This is a genomic window from Rhodopila sp. (assembly GCF_035548095.1).
Lineage (GTDB): Bacteria > Pseudomonadota > Alphaproteobacteria > Acetobacterales > Acetobacteraceae > Rhodopila.
Genome location: NZ_DASZUV010000023.1, coordinates 127,884 through 152,549 on the forward strand (window position 1 = coordinate 127,884; position 24,666 = coordinate 152,549).

The following is a 24,666-nucleotide window of genomic DNA, read 5'->3' on the forward strand; positions in this document are numbered from 1 at the left end:
TCAGACCCGTCTGGCGGCGGCGGCGCCGAACAGGCCCTGCGGCGCGGCCAGCAGCACGATGATGAACACCGCGAAGACGGCCACCGACGCGAAGACGCCGCCGACCAGGAAATTCGCCGCCTGCTGGAACACGCCCAGCGCCAGGCCGCCGATCACCGCGCCACGATTATTGCCCAACCCGCCCAGCGCCACCGGCACGAATCCCAGGAAGTTCAACATCGGGCCGTTGGCGAAGAAGGCCAGCAGCAGCTCCCCACCGGCGAAGCCGGCCAACCCGCCCACCGCGCCGGCCAGCGCGAAGCTGGCGATCCGCAGGTTGCGTTCCGGCAGCCCGATGGCGCGGGCGGCGAAATTATCCTCGGCGATGGCCAGGAAGGCGCGCCCGACCAGGGTGTGCCGATACAGCAATTCCAGCCCGACGAGAGTGGCCACACAAGCCACCAGAGGCAGCCAGAACTTCTCGTCCAACGGCCCGCCATCGCCGATGCTGAACAGGCGCGGAAACGGCTGTGGCTCCGTGCTCCACTCGATCGCGGTGAAAGTCTGGATCATCAGCGCGAAGCCCAGCGTGGACAACACATACAGATGCTGGTCCAGCGCTTTCAGCACCGGCCGTACCGCAATGATTTCCGTCGCGATGCCGATCACGCCGCAGGCGACCAGCGTGGCGGCGAAGCCGACCGGCATGGGCAGGCCCATATGGTTGATGAACAGGGCGCCGAACACCCCGCCCAACATGCCCAGCTGCCCGGCGGTGAAGCTCATGACCCGCGAGGCGGCGAACATGATGTTGTAGGTGACGCCGATCAGCGCATAGACGCCGCCGACCGCAAGGCCGGCCGCCAGGATCGCGGGCAGCACTTACGAATAGCCGGGCGCCAGATCGAAGGCGCCATCGCGCTGGCTGTTCGCCTTCGACATCACCACGTCGCTGTCCAGGAAGCCGTTATGCTCCTGCGGCGTGAACGAATAGTGCCCATACAGCCCCGGCCACATCTGCAGCGTGTTCCAGTAGCCGATGATCTTGCCACTGTCCGAGGAGCCGGTCTTTTGCACCGCCTCCGCAATCAGCCGGATCGCATCGACGCCGGAACAGATCCACCATAGCGACGTGTCGGCCAGCGGCATCTTGCCGCGGACGCTGTCGACGAATTGCTGGTTCGCCGGCGGCAGCTTGCCGTCCGGGCCGTAGCTGCAGTTGCGATAGCCGACCTGGTAGACCTTGTCCCAGTATTCCGGCTTCGACACCAGCTTGCCGATCTCCCCGGTGCCCAGCGCCGGGTGGCCGACGATCGGCACGTCCCAGTTCAGTGCCGCCCGAGCGTTCATCATGCGGGCGGCCATGCCGGCCGAAACGGTCCAGGAGACCAGTACCTGGGCTCCGGCATTCTTGGCACGCAGAAGATCCGGCGTGACATCGGGCTGCGACGGGTCGATGACGCCGTCGTAGGCGACGTCGATCCCCGCCTTCTTGAAGCCGGCAACCGAGTCGTCATGCGCCGAGGTGCCATAGCCGGTGGCATCGGCGAGGACGGCGACCTTCTTCGCCTTCAGGATGTTGACGCAATAGTTGCGAACGGCACCATCCCACTGGATGTTGGATGGGGTGACGCGGAAGGCGTTGGGGAATTTCACCGGATCGATCAGGCTGTTCACCACGCCGGCCACCAGGCTGGGCATCCTGGCGCGCGCCATGATCGGCGTCGTCGCCAGCAATTCGCCCGAGTTCACCGGCCCGAAGATCGCATGCACCTTCTGGCGGCTGATCACGTCCTGCGTGGCGTTGACCGCCTTGGTCGGGTCACCCTGGGTATCACGCGAAATGACCTCGATCATGCGCCCGTTCACGCCGCCGGCGCCGTTGATCTGCGCTACCGCCCATTGTACGCCGCGATCGAAGCCGATGGTCGGCGAGGATAGCGGGCCGGTGAACGTGGCCAGCCAGCCGACGCGAATCGGTTCCTCGGCGAAGCCGTGGCGGGCGATGGCGGGCAGGGCGAGCGTGGCGGCCGACGCCCGCAGGATGGTGCGACGCGAAAGAGACATGACGTTCCCTTCATTTCCGGCTATGTGTGCCGAACTCGGTTCTGGGTAGAGCTTGTAACGTAGCTTGTATCGGCGCAAGCCGGGAGCAGTCGCGGTCCGCGTCGGAACGCGAATTTTGTTCGGCTGCCGCCATCATCCTGGCGCGGCGGGGAACTGGCACAATGATTGCCAGATGATTGCGAGGTTCGGCATGCACAGGTCTCTCCTGACGCGGCGCTCCACTCTCGTGGCCTTCGCGGCCGCTCCCGCGGCCCTGGCGGGACGGCCCGCGCATGCCGCGGATTACACGTTGCTGAACGTATCCTACGATCCGACGCGCGAACTCTATCGCGCGATCAACCGCGCCTTCGTGCCGGCCTATCAGAAGCAGACCGGCGACAAGGTCACCATCAACCAGTCGCATGGCGGCTCCGGCGCGCAGACCCGCGCGGTCCTGGACGGGCTGGAAGCGGATGTGGTGACGCTGGCGCTGGCCGCCGACATCGATGCCCTGGCGAAGCGCGGCCTGGTCGCCGAGAACTGGCAGGCGCGGCTGCCGGACAATGCGTCGCCCACGACGTCCACCATCGTGTTCCTGGTCCGCAAGGGCAATCCGAAGGGGATCAAGGACTGGGGCGACCTGGTCAAGCCCGGGATCGCCGTCATTACCCCCAACCCCAAGACATCCGGCGGCGCGCGCTGGAATTTCCTAGCGGCCCTGGCCTGGGCCAAGGGGCAGCCGGGCGCCACCGATGCCAGCGCCGAGGCGTATCTGCGCGCGCTGTTCCGCCAGGTTCCCGTGCTGGATACCGGCGCGCGCGGCGCCACCAACAGCTTTGCGCAACGCGGCCTGGGCGATATCCTGCTGGCGTGGGAGAACGAAGCCTGGCTGGCGCTGCGCGAATTCGGGTCGGATGATTACGCCATCGTGTATCCGACGATCAGCATCCTGGCGGAGCCTCCCGTCTCCGTGGTGGACAAGAACGTCGACAAGCACGGGACCAGGGCCGTGGCCGAGGCCTATCTGAAATTCCTCTACACGCCGGAGGCGCAGGACATCGCCGCCAGGAACTACTACCGCCCGCGCGATCCGGCGGTCCTGGCCCGATACGCGGAACGCTATCCCGCGATCAAAATGGCGACGATCCAGGATTTCGGCGGCTGGCCGGCCGCCCAGGCCGAGTATTTCGCGGATGGCGGCCTGTTCGACCGCATCTTCACGCCCGGTAAATGATCCCGCTGACGCGGCGGTCCGCCCTGCCCGGCTTCGGGCCGGCGCTGGGCGTCACCCTGCTCTGGCTCTCATTGATCGTGCTGGTGCCGCTCGCCGCGCTGGTGCTGCGGCCGTGGGAGATGGGGCTGGCCGGACTCTGGGCCTCGGTCACCGAACCGCGCGTGCTGGCGGCCCTGCGGCTGAGCTTTGGCGGCGCGGCCCTGGCCGCCCTGGTCAACGTCCCGCTTGGCCTGCTGATCGCCTGGGTGATGGTCCGCTACCGGTTTCCCGGCCGCAACCTGGCGGATTCGCTGATCGATATGCCGCTGGCCTTGCCCACCGCCGTCGCCGGCATCGCCCTGACCGCGCTGTTCGCGCCCAAGGGCTGGCTGGGCGCGTTGCTGCTGCCGCTGGGCATCAAGGTGGCCTACACGCCGCTGGGCGTGCTGGTGGCGATGATCTTCGTCGGCCTGCCCTTCATCGTTCGCACGCTGGAGCCGATCATCATGGACCTGCCGGCGGATGCCGAGGAGGCCGCTGCCACGCTGGGCGCCACCCGCGGCCAGGTCCTCCGCCGCGTCGTGCTGCCCGCCCTGCTGCCAGGCCTGCTGACGGGCTTCGGCGCGGCGCTGGCCCGCGGGGTCGGCGAATACGGCTCCGTCATCTTCATCGCCGGCAACATGCCGATGGTCTCGGAGATCGCGCCGCTGCTGATCGTCATCCGTCTCGAACAGCTCGACTACGCCGGCGCCGCCGCGCTCGGCCTTGTCATGCTGCTGGTATCGTTCGGCATTCTGATGCTGCTGAACATCCTGGAACACCGGATGAGCCCGAACCGATGAGCCGCGCCGCGACGCAGGAGAGCCGGCCGACGCAGATGGGGCTGACGGTGCTGACGGTCGCGCTGCTGGTGGCGCTGCTGCTGCTGCCATTGGCCGTCGTGCTGACGCAGGCGCTGAAGGACGGGCTGGCGGGGGTGATCGAGTCGCTGTCGCAGCCGGACGCGCTGGCGGCGATCCGGCTGACCCTGCTGGTTGCGGCTGTGTCCGTGCCGTTGAACGCCGTATGCGGCCTGGCCGCCGCCTGGTGCGTCAGCCGCTTCCGGTTTCCGGGCCGCAGCCTACTGATCACCTTGATCGAGCTGCCATTCTCGGTCTCCCCGGTGATCTCCGGCCTGGTCTGGGTGCTGCTGTTCGGCGCCAATGGCTGGTTCGGTCCGCTGCTTTCCCGTTACGGCCTGCGCATCATCTTCGCGGTACCCGGGCTGATCCTGGCAACCATGTTCGTCACCTTCCCGTTCGTGGTCCGCACGCTGATCCCGCTGATGGAACAGCAAGGCCACGCCGAGGAGGAGGCGGCGATCACCCTGGGCGCCGGGTTCTGGCAGATGTTCTGGCGCGTGACGCTGCCGAATATCGGCTGGGGACTGCTGTATGGCGTTCTGCTGTGCAACGCCCGCGCGATGGGGGAGTTCGGCGCGGTCGCCGTCGTCTCCGGCCATATCCGTGGGCAGACCATGACGATGCCTTTGCAGGTGGAAGCCTTGTTCAACGACTATGATTGGGTGGGCGCGTTCTGCATCGCCGCGTTGCTGGCGTTGCTGGCGCTGGTGACGCTGGTGTTCAAGGCGATCCTGGAATGGCGGATCGACCGGCGCGGCGGAGGCTTGCTGTGACCGGCCCCGCGCCGCGCGCACCCGCCGTGCCGGTCGAGATACGCGACATCCGCAAGCGGTTTGGCGGTGGCACGCCCGCGCTGGATGCCGTCACCTTGAGCATTCGGCCAGGCGAGTTCCTTGCCTTGCTCGGCCCCTCCGGCTCCGGCAAGACGACCCTGCTGCGGATTCTGGCCGGGCTGGAATTCGCCGATAGCGGCGCATTGCTGATCGGCGGCCGCTCGATGCGGAACGTTCCCGCCCGTGAGCGGGGGATCGGCTTCGTGTTCCAGCAATACGCGCTGTTCCGGCACATGTCGGTCGGCCGCAATGTCGCCTTCGGACTGGATGTGCGTCCGCGATCGGCTCGACCGGCGGCGGCGGAGATTCGCCGGCGCGTCCAGGCCCTGCTGGACCTGATGGAAATCGGCCACCTGATCGACCGCTATCCGGACCAGCTATCGGGCGGGCAGCGCCAGCGCGTCGCCCTGGCCCGGGCGCTGGCGATCGAGCCCAGCCTGCTGCTGCTGGACGAGCCGTTTGGCGCGCTGGACGCGAAGGTGCGAAAGAGCCTGCGTATCTGGCTGCGCAAACTGCACGACCAGATGGGGCTGACCAGCGTGTTCGTGACGCACGACCAGGCCGAGGCGATGGAGATGGCCGACCGCATCGCCGTGCTGCGCGACGGCCGGATCGAACAGGTCGATACGCCGGCCACCCTGTATGCCGAACCGGCCAGCGCCTTCGTGCATGATTTCATGGGTGAATCGGTCAGCCTCCCCTGCACGGTCCGGGACGGTGCGGCGTCTGTGGACGGGTTGGCGGATATGCCGCCCATTCCCACCGATTGCCGGCCGGGCCCGGCGGTGGCGGTGGTGCGGCCGCATGAGATCGGTCTTCGGCCGGGACCGGGGCCGGCGCGCGTGCTGGCCTGCCAGATCGCCGGCCCGATGCGCCGGGTCCTGATCGGGCTGGGTGCGCATGAATACGACGTGCTGGTGGCCCTGGACGCATGGTCGCCCGGCGTGGGGGATAATTGCGGCGTCGATCTGTCACGCGCGCGGGTTTATCCAGTATCGCAATAGGCGGCCGCGTCGCCAGTCAGCGCGGCAGGCGGCCCGGTATTCCATGCCTTGCGGCCAAAAGCCCCGGTCTTGAGCCGTGCCTTTCCGGCGAAGGCACGGATGGCGGGCCCGCGCCCGCCATGGCGGAGGGATTCCGCGCGGCGGTCGGCCGGGCGGGATGCGGTGCCGACCCGGACGACTCCGGCCGTGGCGGCCAGTTAAACATGGCCAGTTAAACATCCCAGTTAAACATCACCGTACCCGCGACACCGGGAACGCCGCGGCCATTTCGGCCGGCTGATAGGCCTGCAGCGCGGCGGAGATCCGCTGGCATGCCTCCATCGCGACCTTGCCCAGCGCGCCGGCCTCCTCTGGCGTCACCATCTCCCGCCGCCGCACCAGGCACAGACTCGCCGCCACGGCACCAGGGGCATGAAAGATCGGCGCCGAGATGCCAACCAGCGATTTGTCGATATCGCTCGCCACCAGGTAGCCGGTCTTGCGGATCACCCGCATGCCGTCGCGAAATTCGGCCCAGCTCTGACCCAGGCCGGCAGAGGCGATCTCGGCCTGGTGGTTCAGTGCCAGGTTGCGCAACTGGTATGTCGGCAGATGGGCCAGGATGACGCGCGACGGCGATCCCCTGAACAGCGAAAAGGGGCGCCCTCGCTCCATGCTCATGGTGATGGCCGGGTCGGTCCGGTCCTGCAGCACGGTCAGCACGCGCAGGCCGTAGAAGGCGCACAGCAACTGCGCCCCGTTCACGATCGGGCGCAGTTCCTCCATCACCGGCGGCACAATGTGCTGCAGCGGGTCCGCCAGGCGGATACTGCGGTCGAACTCGATGAACCGCGGCCCCAGTACGTAGCCGGCCCCTGACACGGGCACGAGAAACCCGGAATCGCACAGCGCCCGGACATAGCGGTAGATCGTGGCTCTGGCGAGGCCCAGATGGTCGACCAGCATGTCCACTGTCCATACCGGCGCATCCGGGGTGAACAGGTCCAGGATGCTCAGCGCGCGAGTGATCGCGGTGTCGCCGCCGGTCCTCGGACGACTGCCGTCCGGCGCGGCATCGACCGGCTCCGCGTCCAGCGGTTCGGCCGAGGGCATTTCCGATGTCGGGTCTGGTGTCGGGAAGGCTCGATCATATGCTGCCATCGGCTGATTTTGAGAAATTTTTGTTTGTCGCACAAGGTGCGAAATTTTCAGTCAACCAACTTGACTGGCGGGTAGTCTCTCATTATGAGGATTTTTGAAATTCCACCAGGCTGCCAGAAATACCCGTCGGACTCCCACCCGGACGGCCAGCAAGGAGAGAAACAACAGTGGCCCAACACTTCGACGCGATCGTCATCGGCGCCGGCATGTCCGGCATGTATCAGCTCATCAAGCTGCGCGAGCTCGGTCTGTCCGTCCGCGTGTTCGAGGCGGGAACGGATGTCGGCGGCACCTGGTACTGGAACCGCTACCCGGGCGCCCGTTTCGATTCAGAGACGTATTCCTATCAGTTCTCGTTCGACAAGGAATTGCTGGCGACCTGGGATTGGCATGAGCATTTCGCGCCGCAGCCCGAGACGCTGCGCTACCTGAACCATGTCGCCGACAAATACGACCTGCGCCGCGACATCCAGTTCCGCAGCCGTGTGAAGGCGGCGCACTATCTGGACGCATCGAACACCTGGCAGATCACGCTGGAGGATGGCAGCCAGTACACCAGCCACTTCCTGATCACCGCGGTCGGTCCGTTGTCGGCGCCGACCATGCCGGCGATTCCGGGCGTCGACACCTTCAAGGGCGAGTCCTATCACACCGCCCGCTGGCCGCATGAGCCGGTCAGCTTCGAAGGCAAGCGTGTGGCCGTGATCGGCACCGGCGCCACCGGCGTGCAGACGATCCAGGAAGTCGCCAAGACCGCGAAGACGCTGGCCGTGTTCCAGCGCACGCCGAACTGGTGCGCCCCGCTGCTGAACCGCCCGATCACGCCCGAGGAGATGCAGGAGATCCGCGCCGGCTATGACGCGCTGTTCCAGCGCTGCATGGAAACCTTCTCCTGCTTCATCCACACCCCCGATCCGCGCAACACCTTCGACGCAACACCTGAAGAACGGGAAGCGTTCTGGGAGAAGCTGTACGCCTCCCCCGGCTTCGGCATCTGGGTCGGCAACTTCAAGGACATCCTGACCAACCGTGAGGCGAACGCGGCGATCAGCGCCTTCGTCGCCAACAAGATCCGGCAGCGGGTGAAGGATCCTGTCATTGCCGAGAAGCTGATCCCGAAGAACCACGGGTTCGGTACCCGGCGCGTGCCGATGGAGACCAAGTACTACGAGGTCTACAACCAGGATAACGTGACGCTGGTCGACATCAACGAGACGCCGATCGCGTGCATCACGCCAACCGGCATCAAGACCAGCGGCGCCGAGTATGAATTCGACATGATCATCTATGCGACCGGCTTTGATGCCATCACCGGCGCGTTCGATCGTATCGATTTCCGCGGCGTCGGCGGCCAGAAGCTGAAGGACCGCTGGAAATACGGGCCGGAGACGTATCTGGGCATGAGTACCAGGGGTTTTCCGAACATGCTGATGCTGGTCGGGCCGCACATGGCGCTGGGCAACATTCCGCGTACGATCGAATTCAACGTCGAATGGGTCAGCGACCTGATAAAATTCGCCGTGGAGAACAAGATCGACCGGATCGAGCCGTCCGAGGAGGACGTCCAGAAATGGACCGATCACGTCAAGTCTCTGGGTGAAGGCAACATGACCTTCGAGGTGAATTCCTGGATGACCGGCGTGAACAGCAATGTCGACGGCAAGCAGGTGCGGATCATCAACCGCTACAGCGGCAGCGCGCCCGACTGGCGGCGGCTGTGCACCGAGGAGGCGGAGCGCGGCTACACCCACCTGGTTCACCGGGAACCGGCGGTCGCCTGAGCCTGAAGCATGACAGGGTCAGGCTGAACCCTGTCATGCCGTGTCCGCTACGACCCCTTCACATGCCGCAGGAAGTGCAGCAGGTCGGCGTTGAACTGCGCCGGGTCCTGCAGGAATGAGAAATGGCTGACCTCGGGCTGGATGAGCAGACCGGCGCCGGGAATCCTTGCCGCCATGAATTCCGTGTTGGTGCGCTTGATCGCCTCATCATGATCGCCGTCGACGATCCAGGTCGGTACATGGATGCCGGCGAGATCCCTCGCCGTCCAGCGCGGCTGGCTGGCCCACATCTTCTCGATCTGCGCAAGGAATGATGCGTAGCCGTCCGGTGTCGGGGACAGTGCGCGATATTCCTGCTGCGCCCGCGTGATATAGGCGTTGAACACCGAGCTGTGGGCGATATCGGCGACGCCGCCGGGATCGGAGTTGGCGGCGAACGCGAACAGCCGGCTGACCCGGTCGGGGTGGTGCATCGCCAGGTCCAGGCCAATGATCGCCCCGTCGCTCCACCCGACGATCGTTGCCTTTGGAACCTTCAGGAAATCCATCAGCGCCAGCACGTCCGAGGCCATCAGGCCGTAGCCATACGGCTTCGCATCCCGCGTGCTGCGCCCATGTCCCCGGCTGTCCATGACGATGACCTGGAACGCGTCCTGTAACGCCCGGACCTGCTCGCCCCAGTAATGGCTGTTCGCCAGGCCGCCATGCAGCAGGATCACCGGCTCGCCCATGACGGGGTCGTCCGCGGCCGATTTCGCCCGGCCGAACACCGCGTACCAGATCTGGATGCCGTTCACCGGCGCCAGCCCGCTGCGCGTGGCCTCCGGCAGCGTGGGCGTCGGCGGCAAGGTCAGCCATTGCGGCTGAGCCAAGGCCGGTTGGCCGACGAACAGCCCGACCAGCAGCAGAACGAGACAGAAGCAACGCATCATCACCCCCGGTTCATATCAGCCGGCGCGGCGTTCGCCTCACCGCACGCCCCATCGTCATGGTGGAAACGGACGGCGCGACGGCCGGCATCGACGCCAACCGGCATCATTCCTATCTCGCATCGTCCTCCATTGGCATCATTCAAGGCAGAGCCGGCCGGCCAATCGGTCCCCGCACACGCGGCAACAGGATCATATCCCACGGGCTGGGCAGTTCCCCCACCGGGACATGAATGATCGCGGGCGTATCCAGCGCGAAGGCCCGCCGCAGTGCGTCCTCCAGCCCATCCGGTGTGTCCGTTCGAAACGCGGTGGCCCCGAAGCTGCGGGCAAAGGCGACGAAATCAGGATTGGCGAGATCGCTGGCGATCTGCCGGTTGCCATATTGCAGCGCCTGGATGCGGCGGACATTGCCGAATGCGCTGTCATCGAACACCACCGCCACAACCGGCAGTCGATGACGCATCGCCGTCGCCAGTTCCGCCGCCTGGAACAGAAAGCCCCCGTCGCCGGTGGCCAGCGCCACCTTCCGGCCCGGTGCCGCCGCCTGCACGCCCAGCGCCGTGCCGTAGCCCCAGCCCAGAGCGTCCTGATAGCCCGGCGAGAAATAGGTCCGTGGCGCATGCACGGTGAAGCCGAGCCGCGCGCCGAAACCGGCCTGTGTCACGTCCTCCAGGAACAAGCCATCCGCTGGCAGAGCCGCCCTGATCGCCCGCAGGAACGCCATCACCGGCTCCTGCCGCGCCATGCGGTCGGCGAAGATGGCGCGGATGGCGGGGAGGTCGGTATTGGGCTGCCACGGTGCCTCGCCTTGCCGCAGCACTGCCAGCAGTGCCCGCAGCGTCGCCGCCGCATCGCCCAGCAGGGCGCAGGCAGGATGGCGGAAGCGGGTGATCTCCTCCGCGTCGATGTCCAGGCGGATGACCTTCATCGCGTCGTCGACACCCCAGTTACTCTGCGGCCAGTACAGGCGGGTGCCGATCGCCAGCACGGCGTCGGCCGTCTTCCACAGCCCATGGCCCTCGGTCATCGACACCGCCAGCGGATGCGTCGTCGGGATCACGCCCCTGCCCCGCCGGAATGACATCACCGGCGCCTGCAGCAGTTCCGCGACGGCCTGCGTCTCGGCACCGGCATCCAGCGCCCCGGCGCCGACGACGATCAGCGGCCGCTTCGCCTGGCGCAGCAGCGTCGCGGCATCCCCCACGGCAGCGGCATCGGCCGCGGCCGGCTGCCAGCGGATCGGCGGCACCGGGATGACCTCAGCGGCCTGGCCCCATACATCGATCGCGCATTCCAACGCGACCGCGCCGGGCCGGCCCGATACGGCCAGGCCGATCGCCTGGGCGACTTTCGAAAATGCCTCCTGCGGCGCGCGGACGCGGCCGGCGCCCTTGGTGATGTGACGCAGCAGGCCCGGCTGGTCATGGATCTCGTGCAGATGGCCGTGCCCCTGATCGATGGCGAAGGATGGGATCTGTCCCGCCAGCGCGAGCACCGGCGCGCACATTGATTGCGCCAGCAGCACCGGCGTCGCCGCGTTGAGCACGCCCGGCCCGGGCACGACCGCGAAGGCTTGCGGCCTGCCGGTGACCAACGCCGCCCCCAGCGCCATGTAGCCGGCCGTCTGCTCATGGCGCGGGTGGAGCACCCTTATACGGTCCTGCGCCTTGAAGGCGGCATCGAACAGCGGATCGTTATGCACGCCCGGCAGGGCATAGAGCGTGTCGATGCCATGGGCGACCAATGAATCGATCACCGCCTCGGCGGTGGTGAGGCGCGGCATGGTGCGTGGTTCCTCCCTTCGACGGCCGGAGGGTGGCGGCGCGTCTCGATCGACGCAAGCGCCGGAAGGTTCGCGCCGACCGATTCGCGCCGGAGCCGGATCGCCGATGAGCAAAAGCCGAATTAGCTTCGAATCCTTTCCGCCTGCCCACGCAGCAGGATTTCCTGTATTTGACTGGTGTCGTGACCGGAACCACCGGCGCCCTCGTCCCGGCCGGCCACGACAGGGGAAACAATACCGGGAAAGCCAATGCCACTGCAGCAGGCGGATGCGCTGGACATCCAGGTCCTGGTGGACAACGTCACAGATGCGTTGTCCACCACGCCGGTCTTCGTCACCCGCGAATGGGCGCTGCTGCAGAAGCGCGGCATGCGGCGAACCACCGGCGGCGCACTGTGCTGCGCCAATCACGGCCTCTCGCTGGTCATCACCGCCCACGGCCCGGCCGGGCCGCGCACGCTGTTGTTCGATGGCGGTCCGGTCGATTACGCCATCGAACGGAACGGCACGCGGCTGGGGATCGACTTCGCCGCGATCGAGGCCGCGATGCTGTCACACGGCCATTGGGACCATGCCGGTGGGATTCCCCGCGCGCTGAGCATGATCAATGCCTGCAACGGCGGCCGGGCCATTCCGCTTTATCTCCATCCCGGCATGTTTCAGGAGCGCGGCGGCCGGCAGCCTGATGGCGGCGTGCTGCCGATGGATCGTGTGCCGCTGCCCGCGCAATGGCGGGAGTATGGCGCCGACCCCAGGGTCACCGACCAACCGGTCACCTGCCTAGACGACCTGTTCTGGATCAGTGGCGAAATCCCCCGCCTCACCTCCTATGAAAAAGGCCTGCTCGGCCAGGTCGCCCGCGCGGCCGACGACGCGCCGTGGCAGCCCGATCCGCTGCTGATGGATGAGCGGTTCCTGGTGGTGCACGTGAAGGACAAGGGCCTGGTCGTATTCAGCGCCTGCTCCCACGCCGGCATCGTCAATGTGCTGCATGAGGCTCGGTCCCGGTTTCCCGGCACGAAACTGCACGCCGTCATGGGCGGCTTCCATCTGTCCGGCGGCACGGAAACGGCGATTCCCGACACGATCCGCGATCTGGGTGAGTTCAGGCCGGACCTGATCATCCCGGCCCATTGCACGGGCTGGCGCGCCGTCAACGCGCTGACGCAGGCTTTTGGAGAATCGGTCGTGGTTCCCGCCGCGGTGGGAAAATTGTTCAGCCTGTAACCGGTTCGGATCAGCGGCAGATCTTGTTCCCGTCAGCGGTTCGCGGGCAAGATGGCCGCTCTTCGGAAATTCAGCCAGAACGCATCCATGGGGGCTGCGCCAGTCTGTGAATTTTGATCCGACCGGCTTGCTGTCGGCAAGTGTCGTGTTCCTGCTGCTCATCGGCAGCGCGACGCTGGCAAGCGCCGCGCGCGAGCGGTTGCCCGAGCGGCACCGCGGCCGCGACACGGCGGAGTTGATGCAGCTGACGATCAACCTGCTGGTCACATTCGCTGCGCTGGTTCTGGGCCTGATGACGGCTACCGTGAAGCATAGCTTCGATCAGGCCGGGCACGACCGGCAGACCTATACCATGAAGCTTGCCGCGCTGGATGTCTGCCTGCGCGATTACGGACCCGAGAGCCAGGATATCCGTAACCTTCTTCACGGCTACGTGGCCGCCGTCATCGCCAGCACCTGGCCGGACGAACCGCCGCCGACCGGTGTCGCCTACCCCGATACGAGCCGGATGCCGCGCACCGGCGGATCGCCTGTCCTGGCGGGACTGATGAACCGGATCGGCACGGACATCAACCGGCTACCGGCCAGCGGGCCGTTTCAGCAGCGCATGCTGGCCATGTGCGCCGCCCGTTACCGTGACGTCATGAGCGTGCGCACCGAGACCATCGTCGATACGCGCCAGGGGCTGGTCCGGCCATTCTACGTGATCCTGGTCTCCTGGCTGATGATCATGTTCGCCTGCTTTGGCCTGATGGCGCCGTTGAACGGGATCACCGGCATCACGCTGCTGCTTTGCGCATTTTCACTCAGCAGCGTGATTTTCGTGATCGGCGATCTCGACCAGCCCTATGGCGGGCTGTTCAGCATCCCCAGCAGCGGCATGCGCGACGCGCTGACCGAGATGCTTGCGCAAAATCCATAGCGGAACCGTCTGTAACGGAACCGTCTGGACAAGATCCGTACAAGATCCATCAGGACAAGATCCATCAGGCGCCGCGTCTTGGCGGCCGCGGCGGCGCGGCCTATCGTCAGGCGGGAGCACAGAGGAAACACCCGCAATGCCCTTGAAACGCATGGTGCTGGAAATCGGCATGGGCACCGATATCCGTGGCGCCGACCCGACCAAGGCCGCCGTGCGCGCCCTGCGCGACGCGCTGTGGCACAACGCGCTCTCGATCGCCAATGCGCTGGGCCAGGACACCGACGCGATGCGGGTCGAGGTGACGGTCGGCGTCCCGCACCCCGAAAAGGTGGACAAGCAGGCGGTGCTGGCGGTTCTGCCGCACGGCACCGGCACGGTCGACGTCATCGAGGGCGGATTGGAAATCCCCAACGATGAGGGCACCAACGCCACCCTGATCGCCAGTGCGGCGGCGGTTGTCTGGCTCGACGTCCCCTGATTCACGAAAGCACCCAAGACATGGCTCTGAAACGCGTGATCCTGGAACTCGGCAGCGGCAACGATCTGCATGGCGGCGACTACACCAAGGCGGCCCTGCGGGCGGTGCAGGACGCCTTGCACCACTCGTCGCTGGCGATGCTGCGGTCGCTGAACATCGATTCCAAAACGCAGATGTTCGTCGAGGTGACGATCGGTGTGCAGCAGCCCGACAAAGTGGATCTGGAAGCGGTGCGGAAAAGCCTGCCGCACGGCGTGATCTCGGCGAAAGCCGTGAAGGGCGGGCTGGACGTGATAGACCGCGAGCGCGGCGACAATGCCGTCATCGCCAATGCCGCCGTCGCGGTACGGCTGGAACTGGAATAAGCCAAACCCCTTGCATGGGGGAACGGTGCCAGACCATCCAGTACCGGAACGATCGATCACCGCGCCTGGGTGCGCGGACTACATCGGGAACGGCAACCGCCCTTCCTTGTAACCATTCTCCTCGAAATGTTGCTGGCCTGATTCCAACAGGCCGCGGCGCACATAATCCGCTACGCCGGGGTTCTGTTTCAGGTACCACGCCTCCTCGACCCTGATATCGAAAGGCTGCCGCCCCTCGAAATATCCGTCATCGACGAAGTGCTTCTGACTGGAGGCTACCAGGCCCTTGTCGATGGCATCGGCGATATCCGGATAGCGGGTCCGATACCATGCGTCATCCACGGTGATGCCGGAAATTGCGCACCGGATCATTTCGATAAACGTCTCATAGGAACAGGTGACCATCAGCTCCCCGTTCACGGCCTGAACTGTCATATGAGACTTCAGGACCTCAAATGGAGGGATATATTTCATTGGATGTCCGCAAGCTGGGGTAGTGCTCTTATCGCGCGCGCATGCGACCGGATGCAACATCAATTTGCTGCACCGCACCTGTTCCCGCCGCCTCGCGACCCGGTATCAGCCCGGTCTATCGGCCCTCCGTATCCGCGACCGTGTATCAACGCCCCCTGTATCTGCCCTGCATGTCGGCGGTCATGCATCAGCGGCCGCGCCAGACCGGCTTCCGCTTCTCCACATAGGCGCGCACGCCTTCGACCCGATCCTCGCTGGTATAGGGGCTGATGCCTTCGTTCAGCCGCAGCGCCGCCGGCACCGGCAAGCCGTTGGCGCGCACCGCGGTCTCCTTCATCCGTCGCAGGGTCACCGGCGCGTTCTCGCACATCGCCTCCGCCATGCGCAGCGCTTCGTTCAGCGCCTCTCCGCGCGGCACCACGCGGTTCACCAGGCCCCACTGCCGGGCATCCTGGGCGGTGATGTATTCGCCCAGGTACAGCATTTCGAACGCGATGCCCGGCGGCACCATGCGCGGCAGCATCACGTTGGCGAAATGGGCGCCCTTGCCGCGCTTCGCTTCCGGCAGGCCCAGCGTCACATGCTCCGCCGCGACGCGGATGTCGCATGCCAGTGCCAGCTCCATCCCGCCGGCCACCGCCGGCCCGTTCAGCGCGGCGATCGTCGGCTTGATGGTCTCATAGACAACTTCGAACAGATACCGTTGCACGCGAGACAACAGGGGCTGGAAGGGCCGCCCCGCCGCGTCCTCCTGCGCCCGAGCCTTCAGGTCGGCGCCGGCGCAGAAGGCGCGTTCGCCCACCGCGGTCAGGACGATCACCCGCACCTCGGGATCCGCCCCTGCCTCGACGAAGGCCTCGATCAGTGCGTCCGACATCTCCGGCGACAAGGAGTTCATCCGCTCCGGCCGGTTGATGGTCAGCAGGCGGATATGGCCGCGGGTTTCGCTAAGCAGGATGGGGGCGGTCTCGGACATCGTTTCCTCTTGGATCGGCGGCCAGGATTCCAGGCGATGGCACCGTCGCGCGACATGGACAGCGCGGCAAGCCCCCGACATCATGACGGCCGTATTCCCGGAGCCTCCCTCTGATGACCGCGCCGCCCAGCAAGCACGATGCCCTGCATGCCCTGTTCCACCCGCGGGCCGTGGCGGTGATCGGTGCGTCGGATGACACCACCAAGCACGGCTACATCGTGCTGACGAACATCCGGGCGACCGGGTTCACCGGCGGCGTCTACGGCATCAGCCGGCGGCTGACGGAGATCGAGGGCATTCCCTGCCTGCCCGACATCGGATCGGCGCCGGAGCCGATCGATGCCGCGTTTCTCGCCATCCCCGCCGACGCGGCGGTCCAGGCCGTGCGCGACTGCGCACGCGCCGGCCTCAAGGCGGTGATCGTCGGCTCCGCCGGCTATGCCGAAAGCCTGGATGCCGGCGGCGCCGAACGCCAGCGCGAGTTGCAGCGTATCGCTGCCGAGGAGGGCATCCGGATCGTCGGCCCGAACTGCAACGGCATGTACAACGCCCATTTCCCCATCTCGGTGGGCTTCAATACATCCCACGCGAAACGCCAGACGCCGGGCGGCATCTCCATCTTCTCCCATTCCGGCGCGCTGTTCGATGCGATGGCGGGGCGGCTGGCGATGCTTGGCGCCGGCTTGTCGCTGTTCGCCTCGGCGGGCAACGAGGCCGATCTGTCGGTGCTGGACTACATGGAATACGCGCTGACCCATGCGCCGACGCGGGTCATCGCGCTGCTGATCGACAGCCTGGACGACGGCGCCCGCTTCCGCCGCCTGGCGCTGGAAGCCCATCGCCTGGGCAAGCCGGTGGTCGCGCTGAAGATCGGCGGGTCGGAGGCCGGGGCGGCGGCGGCGGTCGCGCACTCCTCGCGCCTCGCTGGCGACGATGCCGCCTATCGCGCCTTGTTCCGGGCCAGCGGCGTCGCCACGGTGCAGACGCTGGAGGGGCTGATGACCGCGGCCGCGCTGCTGGATCGGTATGGCCGCCGGCCCGGCGGCCTCGGCGCGCTGTCCACCTCGGGTGCCGGCGCATCGCTGATCGCGGACCGGTGCGCGGCGCTGGGCGTGCGCCTGGCAACCCTTTCACCGAGGACGCATGCCGCGATCGATGCCCGGAAAGTCTTCTCCCGCATCGGCAATCCGCTGGACCTGGGCATCTTCGGCGGCATGCGCAAATCGGGTGACGTGCCGAGGCACCTGTTGACCGATCCGGACGTATCGGTCGGGCTGGCGCTGGTGCATTCGATGAACCCCTGGCAGGGCGATCCCTACCGTGCCGCGATGGGCGCCGCGCGGGAAGCCTCCGGCGTGCCGCTGCTGCTGGTGACTCCCGGCGGCCTGCCCGCGGCGGAGCAGGAGACCTATCGGCGTCTCGGCATCGACCTGTTCACCGATACGGACATCCTGCTGGAAGGCATCGGTGCGCTGATGACGCCCGATCCCGACGCGCCGGAGGCTGCATCCGACATCACGCCCCCGGTCCTGCCGGCGCGGCCGCTGACCGAACCGGAGAGCCTGCGCCTGTTGTACGGGTTTGGCGTGACCGTCGTGCCCGCCCAGGAATGCGCCTCGGCGGCCGAAGCCATGACCGCCGCCGGCAGGCTGGGCTTCCCGGTGGTGCTGAAGGGCGTTGCTGAAGGGGTTGCGCACAAGAGCGACCTGGGACTGGTCCATGTCGGGCTGCGCGACGCCGACGCCGTGGCAAGGGCCTATGCGGCAACCGGCTGCGCCCGGGTGGTCGTGCAGACCCTGGTCCGAGGCGAGCTGGAGGCGATCGCCGGCGTCTCCCGGTCCGATGGGGTCGGCCTCGTGCTGATCGCCGGGTTGGGGGGCATCTTCGCCGAGGCGCTGCGCGACACTGTGACGCTGCCGATCCCATCCAGCCGTGCGGCGGTCGAGGCGGCCATTGCCGGCAGCAGCCTCGGCCGGGTGGTGGCCAGTCCGCGCTGGCGGCATCCGGGCGCGGGCAAGGCGCTCATCGATCTGCTGCTGGGCCTGCAGAACGCCGCCCTGGCGCTGGGCGACCGGCTGCAGGCGATCGACATCAATCCGGTGATCCTGGGCGCCGGCGGCGCCACGGCCGTCGATGCCCTGGTGGTGCCCGCCGCATGAGGTTCGCCGTCACCTATCTGGTCGAGTCCGACGCCGCCTCGATCGAGGCGCGCGCCAAGGGCATCGCGGTCGAGCAAAGCGTCGAGATGCCGCTGGAGGCGGTCACCGACGAGAGGGTCCTGGCCGATATCGTCGGTGAGGTGGAGGCGATCCAGGACCAGGGACATGGCCGCTTCGCGGTGCGGATCGCCTTGGCCTCGGCCACGGTCGGCACCGATGCCGGACAGTTCATGAACATGCTGTTCGGCAATACGTCGTTGCAGGAGGATGTGATCCTGCACGATGTGGCGGTACCGGAGACGCTGCGCGAGGCCTTCGGCGGACCACGCCATGGCATTCCGGAACTGCGCCGCAAACTGCATCTGCATGAGCGCGCTTTCGCCGGATCGGCGCTGAAGCCGCAGGGTCTGACGCCAGGCGACCTGGCACTGCTGGCGGAACGTTTCGCCCGCGGCGGGCTGGATTTCGTGAAGGATGATCACGGGCTGGCGGATCAGCATTACAGCCGGTTCGCCGACCGCATCCGTGCCGTGACGGCCGGGATCGCGCAAGGCGTGCGCGCCACGGGTCACCCGACCCGCTACATCCCCAGCCTGACCGGCAATCTGGACCAGTTGCGGGCCCAGGCCGCGCTCGCGCGCGAGGAGGGTATCGACTGCGTGATGGTCGCGCCGATGGTGTCCGGTGTCTCATCGGTCCAGGCGCTGGTGGCCGAATTCCCCGACCTGGCCTTTTTTGCCCATCCGAGCCTGGGCGGACTGCGGATTTCGCCCGACCTGCTGATTGGCAAGCTGTTCCCGTTGATCGGCGCGGACGCGGTCATCTTTCCCAGCTTCGGCGGCCGCTTCGGCTACAGCCCCGAGACCTGCCGCCGCCTCGCCCTCCATGCGCGGTGCGGCCTGACGGGCCAGGAGGTGGCCGGCCACGTTGGCTCTGGCTACACGGGACCTGGTCATGCGGGATCTGGCCCCACGGGATCCGGCCCGCGCCCTGCCCTTCCCGTGCCGGCCGGCGGCATGACACTGGCGCGCACCGGCGAAATTCTTGACTTCTATGGTCCGGACACGATGTTGCTGATCGGCGGCAACCTGCTGCTGGCGCGCGAGCATATCGCCACCGAGGCAGAGGCCTTTGTCCGCGCCGTCGCGGACCATCGTTACACATAGGACCGGGTTCATGGATATCGAGATGCCGTCGCTGTTCCGCGCTGCTCTGGAGGACTTCCGTTGGGACGGCATCGCGCATATGCCGTACAAGCAGGATGGTACGGCTCCGTTCAAGGACATCTCCCGCCAGGTGCTGTTCCACGAGGACAGCCTGGGTTGCGAACTGCGCTATTTCGAGATGGACGCGGCCGGTTATTCGACGCTGGAGCGACACGAGCACATGCACGCCGTGATGATCCTGCGCGGCCACGGCGCGTGCCTGCTGGGCGATGAAATCCGTGCGGTGAAGCCGCATGATCTGGTGACCATCCCGGCCTGGACATGGCACCAGTTCCGGGCCAATGCCGGCGAGAAGATGGGCTTCCTGTGCATGGTGAATGTCCAGCGGGACCGCCCGCAATTGCCGACGGAGGAGGAGCTGGCGGCTATGAAGCGTAATCCCGCGGTGGCGGACTTCCTGAACCGCGATCACCTGAAGCCGATGGTGAGAGGGCGTGAATCGCACTCTTGAATCAAAGAGTTGATAGAGCATGACAGGACCAACCCGACCCTGTCGTGCTCTAAAATCCTCCTGACCCGGGCGATCACCCGGCCCACGATCCGGCGGTCCCGCCACCGCGTTTCCTGGTTCGGCTGGGCGGCCATGCCATGCGTCACGCGCCGCCGGCCGTTTCAACCTCGATCGTCGCCGGCGCCCGCCGCTTGTCGCTGGCGGCAACTCCTGATTTCCTTGCGGAAGGCCGACAGAGCCGGACTGTACCGACGCATGGGCACGCCGGCGGCGCGCGGCCCGGTGCGAGAGCCAGGCCAGGAGGGACCGATGACGGACGATGTAGCCACGCACTACGCCAGCGCCGGCATCCTCGACCGGGTGCTGGGTGCGCTTCGCGAAGCCGGCAAGGATATCGAGGCGCTGACGATCGACGATCTGGCGCCGGTGGACGAATTCCACTCCCGCCGGCGCGCCGCCACCGAGGAGCTTGCGGCGATGCTGGCGCCCGCCGCGTCGGACCACGTCCTGGACGTGGGATCCGGACTTGGCGGCCCGGCACGCTATCTGGCCGCCGTCTATGGCTGCCGCGTCACCGGTGTCGACCTGACCGCGGATTTCGTCGCCGCCGCCACCGACCTGACCGCCCGGACGGGCCTGTCCTGCCGGGTGGATTTCCGAGTCGGTTCCGCACTAGACCTGCCGTTCGGCGACGGCGCCTTCGACTGCGCCTGGACCCAGAATGTCGCGATGAACATCGCCGACCGCCCGCGCTTCTATGCGGAGCTGCATCGCGTGCTGCGGGCCGGCGGCCGGCTGGCCATCCAGGATGTCGCCGCCGGAACCGGCGCGCCACTGGATTATCCGGTGATGTGGGCGGACCGGCCGGAAATCAGCTTCCTGCGCACGCAGGCGGAGACCCGGTCGTTGCTGGAGGCGGCGGGGTTCAAGGTGCTGACCTGGCTCGACAACACCGAAGCGGCCTTGGACGAGATCGCCGCCGAGCGCGCTCGGATCGCTGCTGGCGGCGGGCCGGCGGGTCCGCCGCTGCTGGGTATCCACCTCATCGTCGGCACCTTCTTCCGCCAGAAGATGCAGAACATGCAGCGCGCGATGCGGGATGGGCGGGCGCGGTTGATCAACGCGCTTCTCGTCAGCGATTGACGCCGATCAGGACCCGAGACTGAGGGGGCTGAGACTGAGGCAGCATTTGGCCCCAGGTCGCGGACTGGCGCCAACCGCCATTAAGACGGAGACGGGCCGGCGGCCGCGCGTGGCGGCCCGCAATCCTTCTCACGCCCGCGCCGCGACCTTCCCGGGGAGATGCGATGACAGCACGCCCAGAACCATCGCGCCGTACCGCTCCAGCTTCGACGCGCCGACGCCCTTGATCTGACCCAGTTCTTCCGGCGTTGCCGGCCGCAACGCGGCGATGTCGCGCAGCACGCTGTCGTGGAAGATGACATAGGGCGGTATCCCCTGCCCCCTCGCCTCGGCCAGGCGCCAGAGGCGCAGCGCTTCATACAGCTCGGCGTCGACCGGCCCGGATACCGCCGGCGCGGGCTGGCCACGGCCGCGCGACGGCCGGGCGGCGGACCGCGGCCGAGGCCCGTCCTGCCGCAGGATCACCCGCCGTTCGCCACGCAGGATCGGACGCGCCACATCCTCCACCAGGAACAGGCCGCCATGGCCCTCGGTGTCCACATCCAGCGCCCGCATGGCGATCAACTGCCGGATGAGGCCGCGCCAATAGGCCGGACCGTGGCTTTCCCCCAGACCGAATACTTTCAGCCTGTCGTGGCCATGCCGCTGAACCGCCTCGGTCCGCTCTCCGCGCAGCACGGCGATGACGTGCAGCGCGCCGAAAATCTGATCGGTCCGGTAGACGGCCGATAATGCCATCTGCGCCTCGGTGGTCGCATCGGCGGTGACCGGCGGGGTCTCGCAATTGTCGCAATGGCCGCAGGGTTGCTCCAGCGCTTCCCCGAAACAGGTCAGCAGCGACTGCGTCCGGCAGGTCACCGCCTCGGTCAGCGCGATCATGTCCTCCAGCTTGGCGCGCATCACCCGCTTGCGTTCGTCCGGGGCGGACGACTGGGCCAGCCAGTGCCGAGCCTGGGCGACGTCCTGGCCGCCGAACAGCAGCAGCGTGTCGGACGGTTCGCCGTCGCGTCCCGCGCGTCCGATCTGCTGGTAGTACGCTTCCGGACTGTCCGGCATGTCCAGGTGCACGACGAACCGCACGTCGGGACGGTCGATCCCCATGCCGAAGGCGATGGTCGCCACCACGACCAGCGGCTCGCCGGACCGGAAACGCAGCAGCGAGTCCCGCTTGACCTCGGGGTCGAGCCCGGCATGAAACGGCAGCGCCGGATAGCCCTTCTCCACCAGCCTGGCGGCGACCCGCTCGGTCTTGGCGCGGCTGCCGCAATAGACGATCCCACACTCGCCCTCATGGGACTGCAGGAACGACAGAAGCTGGGCGGATTCCCCGACCTTGGCCTCGGCGGCGATGCGCAGGTTGGGCCGGTGGAAGCTGGACAGGAACACAGCCGCGTCCCGCATCCGCAGCGCGGTCAGGATATCGGCGCGGGTACGCTCATCGGCGGTGGCGGTCAGGGCGATCCGCGGCACGCCGGGAAACATGTCCGGCAGGCGCGCCAGCTCGCGGAATTCAGGCCGGAATTCATGACCCCATTGGGAGACGCAATGCGCCTCATCGATCGCGACCAACGCGAGCTGCAGACGCGACAGCCGGTCGGCGGTTCCGTTGGTCAGCAGGCGCTCCGGCGACACATACAGCAGGTCCAGCCTCGCCTCGACCAGGTCGCGGGTCACCGCATAGGCTTCCCCCGGATCCAGGTCCGAGTGCAGCGCGCCAGCGCTGACACCGACCTGCCGCATGGCGGCGACCTGGTCGTTCATCAAGGCGATCAGCGGCGATACGATCACCGCGGTCCCGGGGCGCACCAGGGCCGGGATCTGGTAGCAGATGCTCTTGCCGCCGCCGGTCGGCATCAGCACGAGCGCATCGCCGCCGGCGATCACGTGGCGCACCGCCGGCTCCTGCTGACCACGGAAGCCGGGAAACCCGAAAACCTGGCGCAGCACCTCGGCGGGATCGTGCAGCGTCAGGTCGGCAAACATCCTGGGTGCGGCCCCTGGGCTGGGTGGACACGGACGCCGCCGGGGCCGACTCGCCGGCCGGGCGGAAACGCGGCTTCCGAGGTACAGACCGCGCCGCGCCGAGGCAAGGCGATCCGCGTTTCACGATCATGCAACAGCGCCTGGCGACACCGGCGCATTGGCGCGCGCGGGACGCCAGGCGCTGTACTGCCCGCTCGCGTGTGCCACCTGTCCGCCGCCCGTCCGCCTTCTCCGCCTGCCGGCCGCCCCTCTCCGGCCGTCGAGGGCCACCACGGGATTCCCGATCGACTTGGGGGCAGCAGAGGCGCGTTCGCCAGGTTCGCAATGTCGCTGCGGAATGACGGCCATGATCGCAATAATCTTTCGCGACAATGCCGACATCCGTAACCAAGCCCGGTTGGTGTCGCAACGATCCTCGCTCCGTCAAGTATTTAACCATAATTCGGTTAATATGACTATCGCATTGCACAAGCAGGGTTTTTTCAGACCGCGACGCTTGCCGGAATGGCGGCTTGCAAGCTACAGCGCGGCATGCTTCGCTCTCGGACGGGCACGGCCTCGGCCGCGCACGGTGTGGGGAGAATCCGTCCGGGACTGCCGTAAAAGGCGACCGGGGACAAACGCAAAGGGTGGCGCCATGGCAGTAGCGACCGAAACGCGCAAACGCGGCAAGGCGAAGGAACCGGCCGTCGACCGCGACATGCTGTTCCAAGCCTACAAGACCATGCTGCTGATCCGCCGCTTCGAGGAGAAGGCCGGCCAACTCTACGGCATGGGCCTGATCGGCGGCTTCTGTCACCTGTATATCGGCCAGGAAGCCGTGGTCGTCGGCATGCGGATGGCGGTCGAGGATGGCGACCAGATCATCACCTCCTACCGCGATCATGGCCATATGCTCGCCTGCGGGATGGAAGCTCGCGGCGTGATGGCGGAGCTGACCGGCCGGGCCGGCGGCTACTCCCACGGCAAGGGCGGCTCCATGCACATGTTCAGCCGCGAAAAGAACTTCTTCGGCGGCCACGGCATCGTCGGCGCGCAGGTGAGTCTGGGCACCGGCCTGGCGTTCAGCAACAAGTATCGCGGCAATGACCGGGTCAGCCTGACCTTTTTCGGGGAAGGCGCGTCGAACCAGGGCCAGGTCTACGAAAGCTTCAACCTGGCGGCACTGATGAAGCTGCCGGTGGTCTACGTGATCGAGAACAACAAATATGGCATGGGCACGTCGGTGGAGCGCGCTTCGGCCAGCCATGACCTGTCGAAAAACGGCGCGCCCTGGGGGATCACCGGCAAGCAAGTGGACGGGATGGACGTGCTGGCGGTGAAGGCCGGCGCCGAGGAAGCGGTGGCGGCCTGCCGCGCCGGCAACGGGCCGTACCTGCTGGAGGTGAAGACCTACCGGTATCGCGGCCACTCCATGTCCGACCCTGCGAAGTATCGCACGCGTGAGGAGGTGCAGATGATGCGCACCCAGCACGACTGCATCGAGAGCGCCCGCCACAAGCTGGAGGCGCTGGGCATGGAGGAAAAAGCCTTCAAGGCCGTGGATGATGAGATCAAGGCGATCGTGCAGGACGCCGCCGATTTCGCCCAGAGCAGCCCGGAGCCGGAGCCGGCCGAACTCTATACCGACGTCATCCGGGAGGGTTGAG

The 24,666-nt window shown here is 66.9% G+C and carries 22 protein-coding genes; 14 read left to right on the forward strand and 8 right to left on the reverse strand.

The window, feature by feature from the left end; all coding sequences use genetic code 11:
• Together VHC04_RS17735 and VHC04_RS17740 are read right to left on the reverse strand one after the other, a co-directional pair.
• On the reverse strand, positions 1–861 hold the full coding sequence (locus VHC04_RS17735; protein ID WP_325683725.1) for a branched-chain amino acid ABC transporter permease: 861 nt from the start codon (positions 859–861) through the stop codon (positions 1–3).
• Positions 862–2,046, reverse strand: coding sequence for an ABC transporter substrate-binding protein (locus VHC04_RS17740; RefSeq protein WP_325683727.1), 1,185 nt, complete (start codon positions 2,044–2,046; stop codon positions 862–864).
• 190 nt (positions 2,047–2,236) lie between these two features.
• On the opposite strand from VHC04_RS17740, the gene VHC04_RS17745 reads away from it, so the two are divergent.
• From VHC04_RS17745 to VHC04_RS17760, 4 genes are read left to right on the forward strand one after another with little or no spacing between them, the layout of a single operon-like run.
• Complete coding sequence (locus VHC04_RS17745; protein WP_325683729.1) at positions 2,237–3,259, forward strand: sulfate ABC transporter substrate-binding protein; 1,023 nt, start codon at positions 2,237–2,239, stop codon at positions 3,257–3,259.
• Positions 3,256–4,080: a sulfate ABC transporter permease subunit CysT gene (gene cysT / locus VHC04_RS17750; RefSeq protein ID WP_325683731.1), complete on the forward strand. Its 825-nt coding sequence runs from the start codon at positions 3,256–3,258 to the stop codon at positions 4,078–4,080. Before VHC04_RS17745 ends, cysT begins: the two co-directional genes overlap by 4 nt.
• Entirely contained in the window at positions 4,077–4,913 is an 837-nt protein-coding gene (cysW, locus tag VHC04_RS17755; protein WP_325683733.1) for a sulfate ABC transporter permease subunit CysW, read from the forward strand. Before cysT ends, cysW begins: the two co-directional genes overlap by 4 nt.
• On the forward strand, positions 4,910–5,977 hold the full coding sequence (locus VHC04_RS17760) for a sulfate/molybdate ABC transporter ATP-binding protein (RefSeq protein ID WP_325683735.1): 1,068 nt from the start codon (positions 4,910–4,912) through the stop codon (positions 5,975–5,977). Before cysW ends, VHC04_RS17760 begins: the two co-directional genes overlap by 4 nt.
• A 231-nt stretch (positions 5,978–6,208) precedes the next feature.
• Here the strand turns inward: VHC04_RS17760 and VHC04_RS17765 are convergent, their stop codons facing one another.
• The gene (locus tag VHC04_RS17765) at positions 6,209–7,117 is read right to left on the reverse strand and encodes an IclR family transcriptional regulator (RefSeq protein WP_325683737.1); all 909 of its coding nucleotides are present in this window, start codon (positions 7,115–7,117) and stop codon (positions 6,209–6,211) included.
• A gap of 167 nt (positions 7,118–7,284) precedes the next feature.
• On the opposite strand from VHC04_RS17765, the gene VHC04_RS17770 reads away from it, so the two are divergent.
• Positions 7,285–8,898, forward strand: coding sequence for a flavin-containing monooxygenase (locus tag VHC04_RS17770; RefSeq protein ID WP_325683739.1), 1,614 nt, complete (start codon positions 7,285–7,287; stop codon positions 8,896–8,898).
• A gap of 47 nt (positions 8,899–8,945) precedes the next feature.
• Here VHC04_RS17770 and VHC04_RS17775 read toward each other — a convergent pair whose 3' ends face one another.
• Together VHC04_RS17775 and VHC04_RS17780 are read right to left on the reverse strand one after the other, a co-directional pair.
• Positions 8,946–9,830 carry an alpha/beta fold hydrolase gene (locus VHC04_RS17775; protein ID WP_325683741.1) on the reverse strand — a complete coding sequence of 295 codons (885 nt, stop codon included), beginning with the start codon at positions 9,828–9,830 and terminating at the stop codon, positions 8,946–8,948.
• 139 nt (positions 9,831–9,969) lie between these two features.
• Positions 9,970–11,613 (reverse strand): thiamine pyrophosphate-dependent enzyme, encoded by a 1,644-nt coding sequence (locus VHC04_RS17780; protein ID WP_325683743.1) that lies wholly within the window; start codon positions 11,611–11,613, stop codon positions 9,970–9,972.
• Between the two features lie 249 nt (positions 11,614–11,862).
• Between VHC04_RS17780 and VHC04_RS17785 the strand changes: the two genes are divergently transcribed.
• From VHC04_RS17785 to VHC04_RS17800, 4 genes are all read left to right on the forward strand, one after another.
• Positions 11,863–12,840, forward strand: a complete 978-nt coding sequence (locus VHC04_RS17785) for an MBL fold metallo-hydrolase (protein WP_325683745.1) — start codon at positions 11,863–11,865, stop codon at positions 12,838–12,840.
• Positions 12,841–12,985: 145 nt separating this feature from the next.
• A complete protein-coding gene (locus tag VHC04_RS17790; RefSeq protein WP_325683747.1) occupies positions 12,986–13,762 on the forward strand; it encodes a hypothetical protein in 777 nt (258 codons plus the stop codon).
• Positions 13,763–13,898: 136 nt separating this feature from the next.
• Positions 13,899–14,240, forward strand: coding sequence for a Lin0512 family protein (locus VHC04_RS17795; RefSeq protein WP_325683749.1), 342 nt, complete (start codon positions 13,899–13,901; stop codon positions 14,238–14,240).
• A 20-nt stretch (positions 14,241–14,260) separates the two neighbouring features.
• A complete protein-coding gene (locus VHC04_RS17800; protein WP_325683751.1) occupies positions 14,261–14,605 on the forward strand; it encodes a Lin0512 family protein in 345 nt (114 codons plus the stop codon).
• Between the two features lie 78 nt (positions 14,606–14,683).
• On the opposite strand, the gene VHC04_RS17805 is transcribed toward VHC04_RS17800, so the two are convergent.
• Together VHC04_RS17805 and VHC04_RS17810 are read right to left on the reverse strand one after the other, a co-directional pair.
• Positions 14,684–15,040, reverse strand: a complete 357-nt coding sequence (locus tag VHC04_RS17805) for a hypothetical protein (RefSeq protein ID WP_325683753.1) — start codon at positions 15,038–15,040, stop codon at positions 14,684–14,686.
• Between the two features lie 226 nt (positions 15,041–15,266).
• Positions 15,267–16,055 carry an enoyl-CoA hydratase/isomerase family protein gene (locus VHC04_RS17810; protein ID WP_325683755.1) on the reverse strand — a complete coding sequence of 263 codons (789 nt, stop codon included), beginning with the start codon at positions 16,053–16,055 and terminating at the stop codon, positions 15,267–15,269.
• 113 nt (positions 16,056–16,168) lie between these two features.
• On the opposite strand from VHC04_RS17810, the gene VHC04_RS17815 reads away from it, so the two are divergent.
• The 4 genes from VHC04_RS17815 (at position 16,169) to VHC04_RS17830 (ending at position 21,034) form a co-directional block, all read left to right on the forward strand.
• Positions 16,169–18,214, forward strand: a complete 2,046-nt coding sequence (locus VHC04_RS17815; RefSeq protein WP_325683757.1) for an acetate--CoA ligase family protein — start codon at positions 16,169–16,171, stop codon at positions 18,212–18,214.
• A complete protein-coding gene (locus VHC04_RS17820) occupies positions 18,211–19,380 on the forward strand; it encodes a RuBisCO large subunit C-terminal-like domain-containing protein (RefSeq protein ID WP_325683759.1) in 1,170 nt (389 codons plus the stop codon). Before VHC04_RS17815 ends, VHC04_RS17820 begins: the two co-directional genes overlap by 4 nt.
• 10 nt (positions 19,381–19,390) lie before the next feature.
• Positions 19,391–19,891, forward strand: a complete 501-nt coding sequence (locus tag VHC04_RS17825) for a cupin domain-containing protein (protein ID WP_325683761.1) — start codon at positions 19,391–19,393, stop codon at positions 19,889–19,891.
• Positions 19,892–20,200: 309 nt separating this feature from the next.
• Positions 20,201–21,034: an SAM-dependent methyltransferase gene (locus VHC04_RS17830; RefSeq protein ID WP_325683763.1), complete on the forward strand. Its 834-nt coding sequence runs from the start codon at positions 20,201–20,203 to the stop codon at positions 21,032–21,034.
• A gap of 129 nt (positions 21,035–21,163) precedes the next feature.
• Here VHC04_RS17830 and recQ read toward each other — a convergent pair whose 3' ends face one another.
• Positions 21,164–23,017, reverse strand: a complete 1,854-nt coding sequence (gene recQ / locus VHC04_RS17835; RefSeq protein WP_325683765.1) for a DNA helicase RecQ — start codon at positions 23,015–23,017, stop codon at positions 21,164–21,166.
• A 637-nt stretch (positions 23,018–23,654) separates the two neighbouring features.
• Here recQ and pdhA point away from each other — a divergent pair.
• A complete protein-coding gene (pdhA, locus tag VHC04_RS17840) occupies positions 23,655–24,665 on the forward strand; it encodes a pyruvate dehydrogenase (acetyl-transferring) E1 component subunit alpha (RefSeq protein ID WP_325683768.1) in 1,011 nt (336 codons plus the stop codon).
• The last annotated feature ends 1 nt before the right edge of the window (position 24,666 follow it).

Excerpts from the sequence above, each read along its gene's own strand:
- VHC04_RS17765 (WP_325683737.1), bottom strand. The coding sequence starts at position 7,117 with ATGGCAGCATATGATCGAGCCTTCCCGACACCAGACCCGACATCGGAA.
- VHC04_RS17775 (WP_325683741.1), bottom strand. The coding sequence starts at position 9,830 with ATGATGCGTTGCTTCTGTCTCGTTCTGCTGCTGGTCGGGCTGTTCGTC.
- VHC04_RS17740 (WP_325683727.1), bottom strand. The coding sequence starts at position 2,046 with ATGTCTCTTTCGCGTCGCACCATCCTGCGGGCGTCGGCCGCCACGCTC.
- VHC04_RS17780 (WP_325683743.1), bottom strand. The coding sequence starts at position 11,613 with ATGCCGCGCCTCACCACCGCCGAGGCGGTGATCGATTCATTGGTCGCC.
- cysW (WP_325683733.1), top strand. The coding sequence starts at position 4,077 with ATGAGCCGCGCCGCGACGCAGGAGAGCCGGCCGACGCAGATGGGGCTG.
- VHC04_RS17825 (WP_325683761.1), top strand. The coding sequence starts at position 19,391 with ATGGATATCGAGATGCCGTCGCTGTTCCGCGCTGCTCTGGAGGACTTC.
- VHC04_RS17800 (WP_325683751.1), top strand. The coding sequence starts at position 14,261 with ATGGCTCTGAAACGCGTGATCCTGGAACTCGGCAGCGGCAACGATCTG.
- VHC04_RS17785 (WP_325683745.1), top strand. The coding sequence starts at position 11,863 with ATGCCACTGCAGCAGGCGGATGCGCTGGACATCCAGGTCCTGGTGGAC.
- pdhA (WP_325683768.1), top strand. The coding sequence starts at position 23,655 with ATGGCAGTAGCGACCGAAACGCGCAAACGCGGCAAGGCGAAGGAACCG.
- VHC04_RS17810 (WP_325683755.1), bottom strand. The coding sequence starts at position 16,055 with ATGTCCGAGACCGCCCCCATCCTGCTTAGCGAAACCCGCGGCCATATC.
- VHC04_RS17805 (WP_325683753.1), bottom strand. The coding sequence starts at position 15,040 with ATGACAGTTCAGGCCGTGAACGGGGAGCTGATGGTCACCTGTTCCTAT.
- VHC04_RS17795 (WP_325683749.1), top strand. The coding sequence starts at position 13,899 with ATGCCCTTGAAACGCATGGTGCTGGAAATCGGCATGGGCACCGATATC.
- cysT (WP_325683731.1), top strand. The coding sequence starts at position 3,256 with ATGATCCCGCTGACGCGGCGGTCCGCCCTGCCCGGCTTCGGGCCGGCG.
- VHC04_RS17820 (WP_325683759.1), top strand. The coding sequence starts at position 18,211 with ATGAGGTTCGCCGTCACCTATCTGGTCGAGTCCGACGCCGCCTCGATC.
- VHC04_RS17830 (WP_325683763.1), top strand. The coding sequence starts at position 20,201 with ATGACGGACGATGTAGCCACGCACTACGCCAGCGCCGGCATCCTCGAC.
- VHC04_RS17815 (WP_325683757.1), top strand. The coding sequence starts at position 16,169 with ATGACCGCGCCGCCCAGCAAGCACGATGCCCTGCATGCCCTGTTCCAC.
- VHC04_RS17745 (WP_325683729.1), top strand. The coding sequence starts at position 2,237 with ATGCACAGGTCTCTCCTGACGCGGCGCTCCACTCTCGTGGCCTTCGCG.
- recQ (WP_325683765.1), bottom strand. The coding sequence starts at position 23,017 with ATGTTTGCCGACCTGACGCTGCACGATCCCGCCGAGGTGCTGCGCCAG.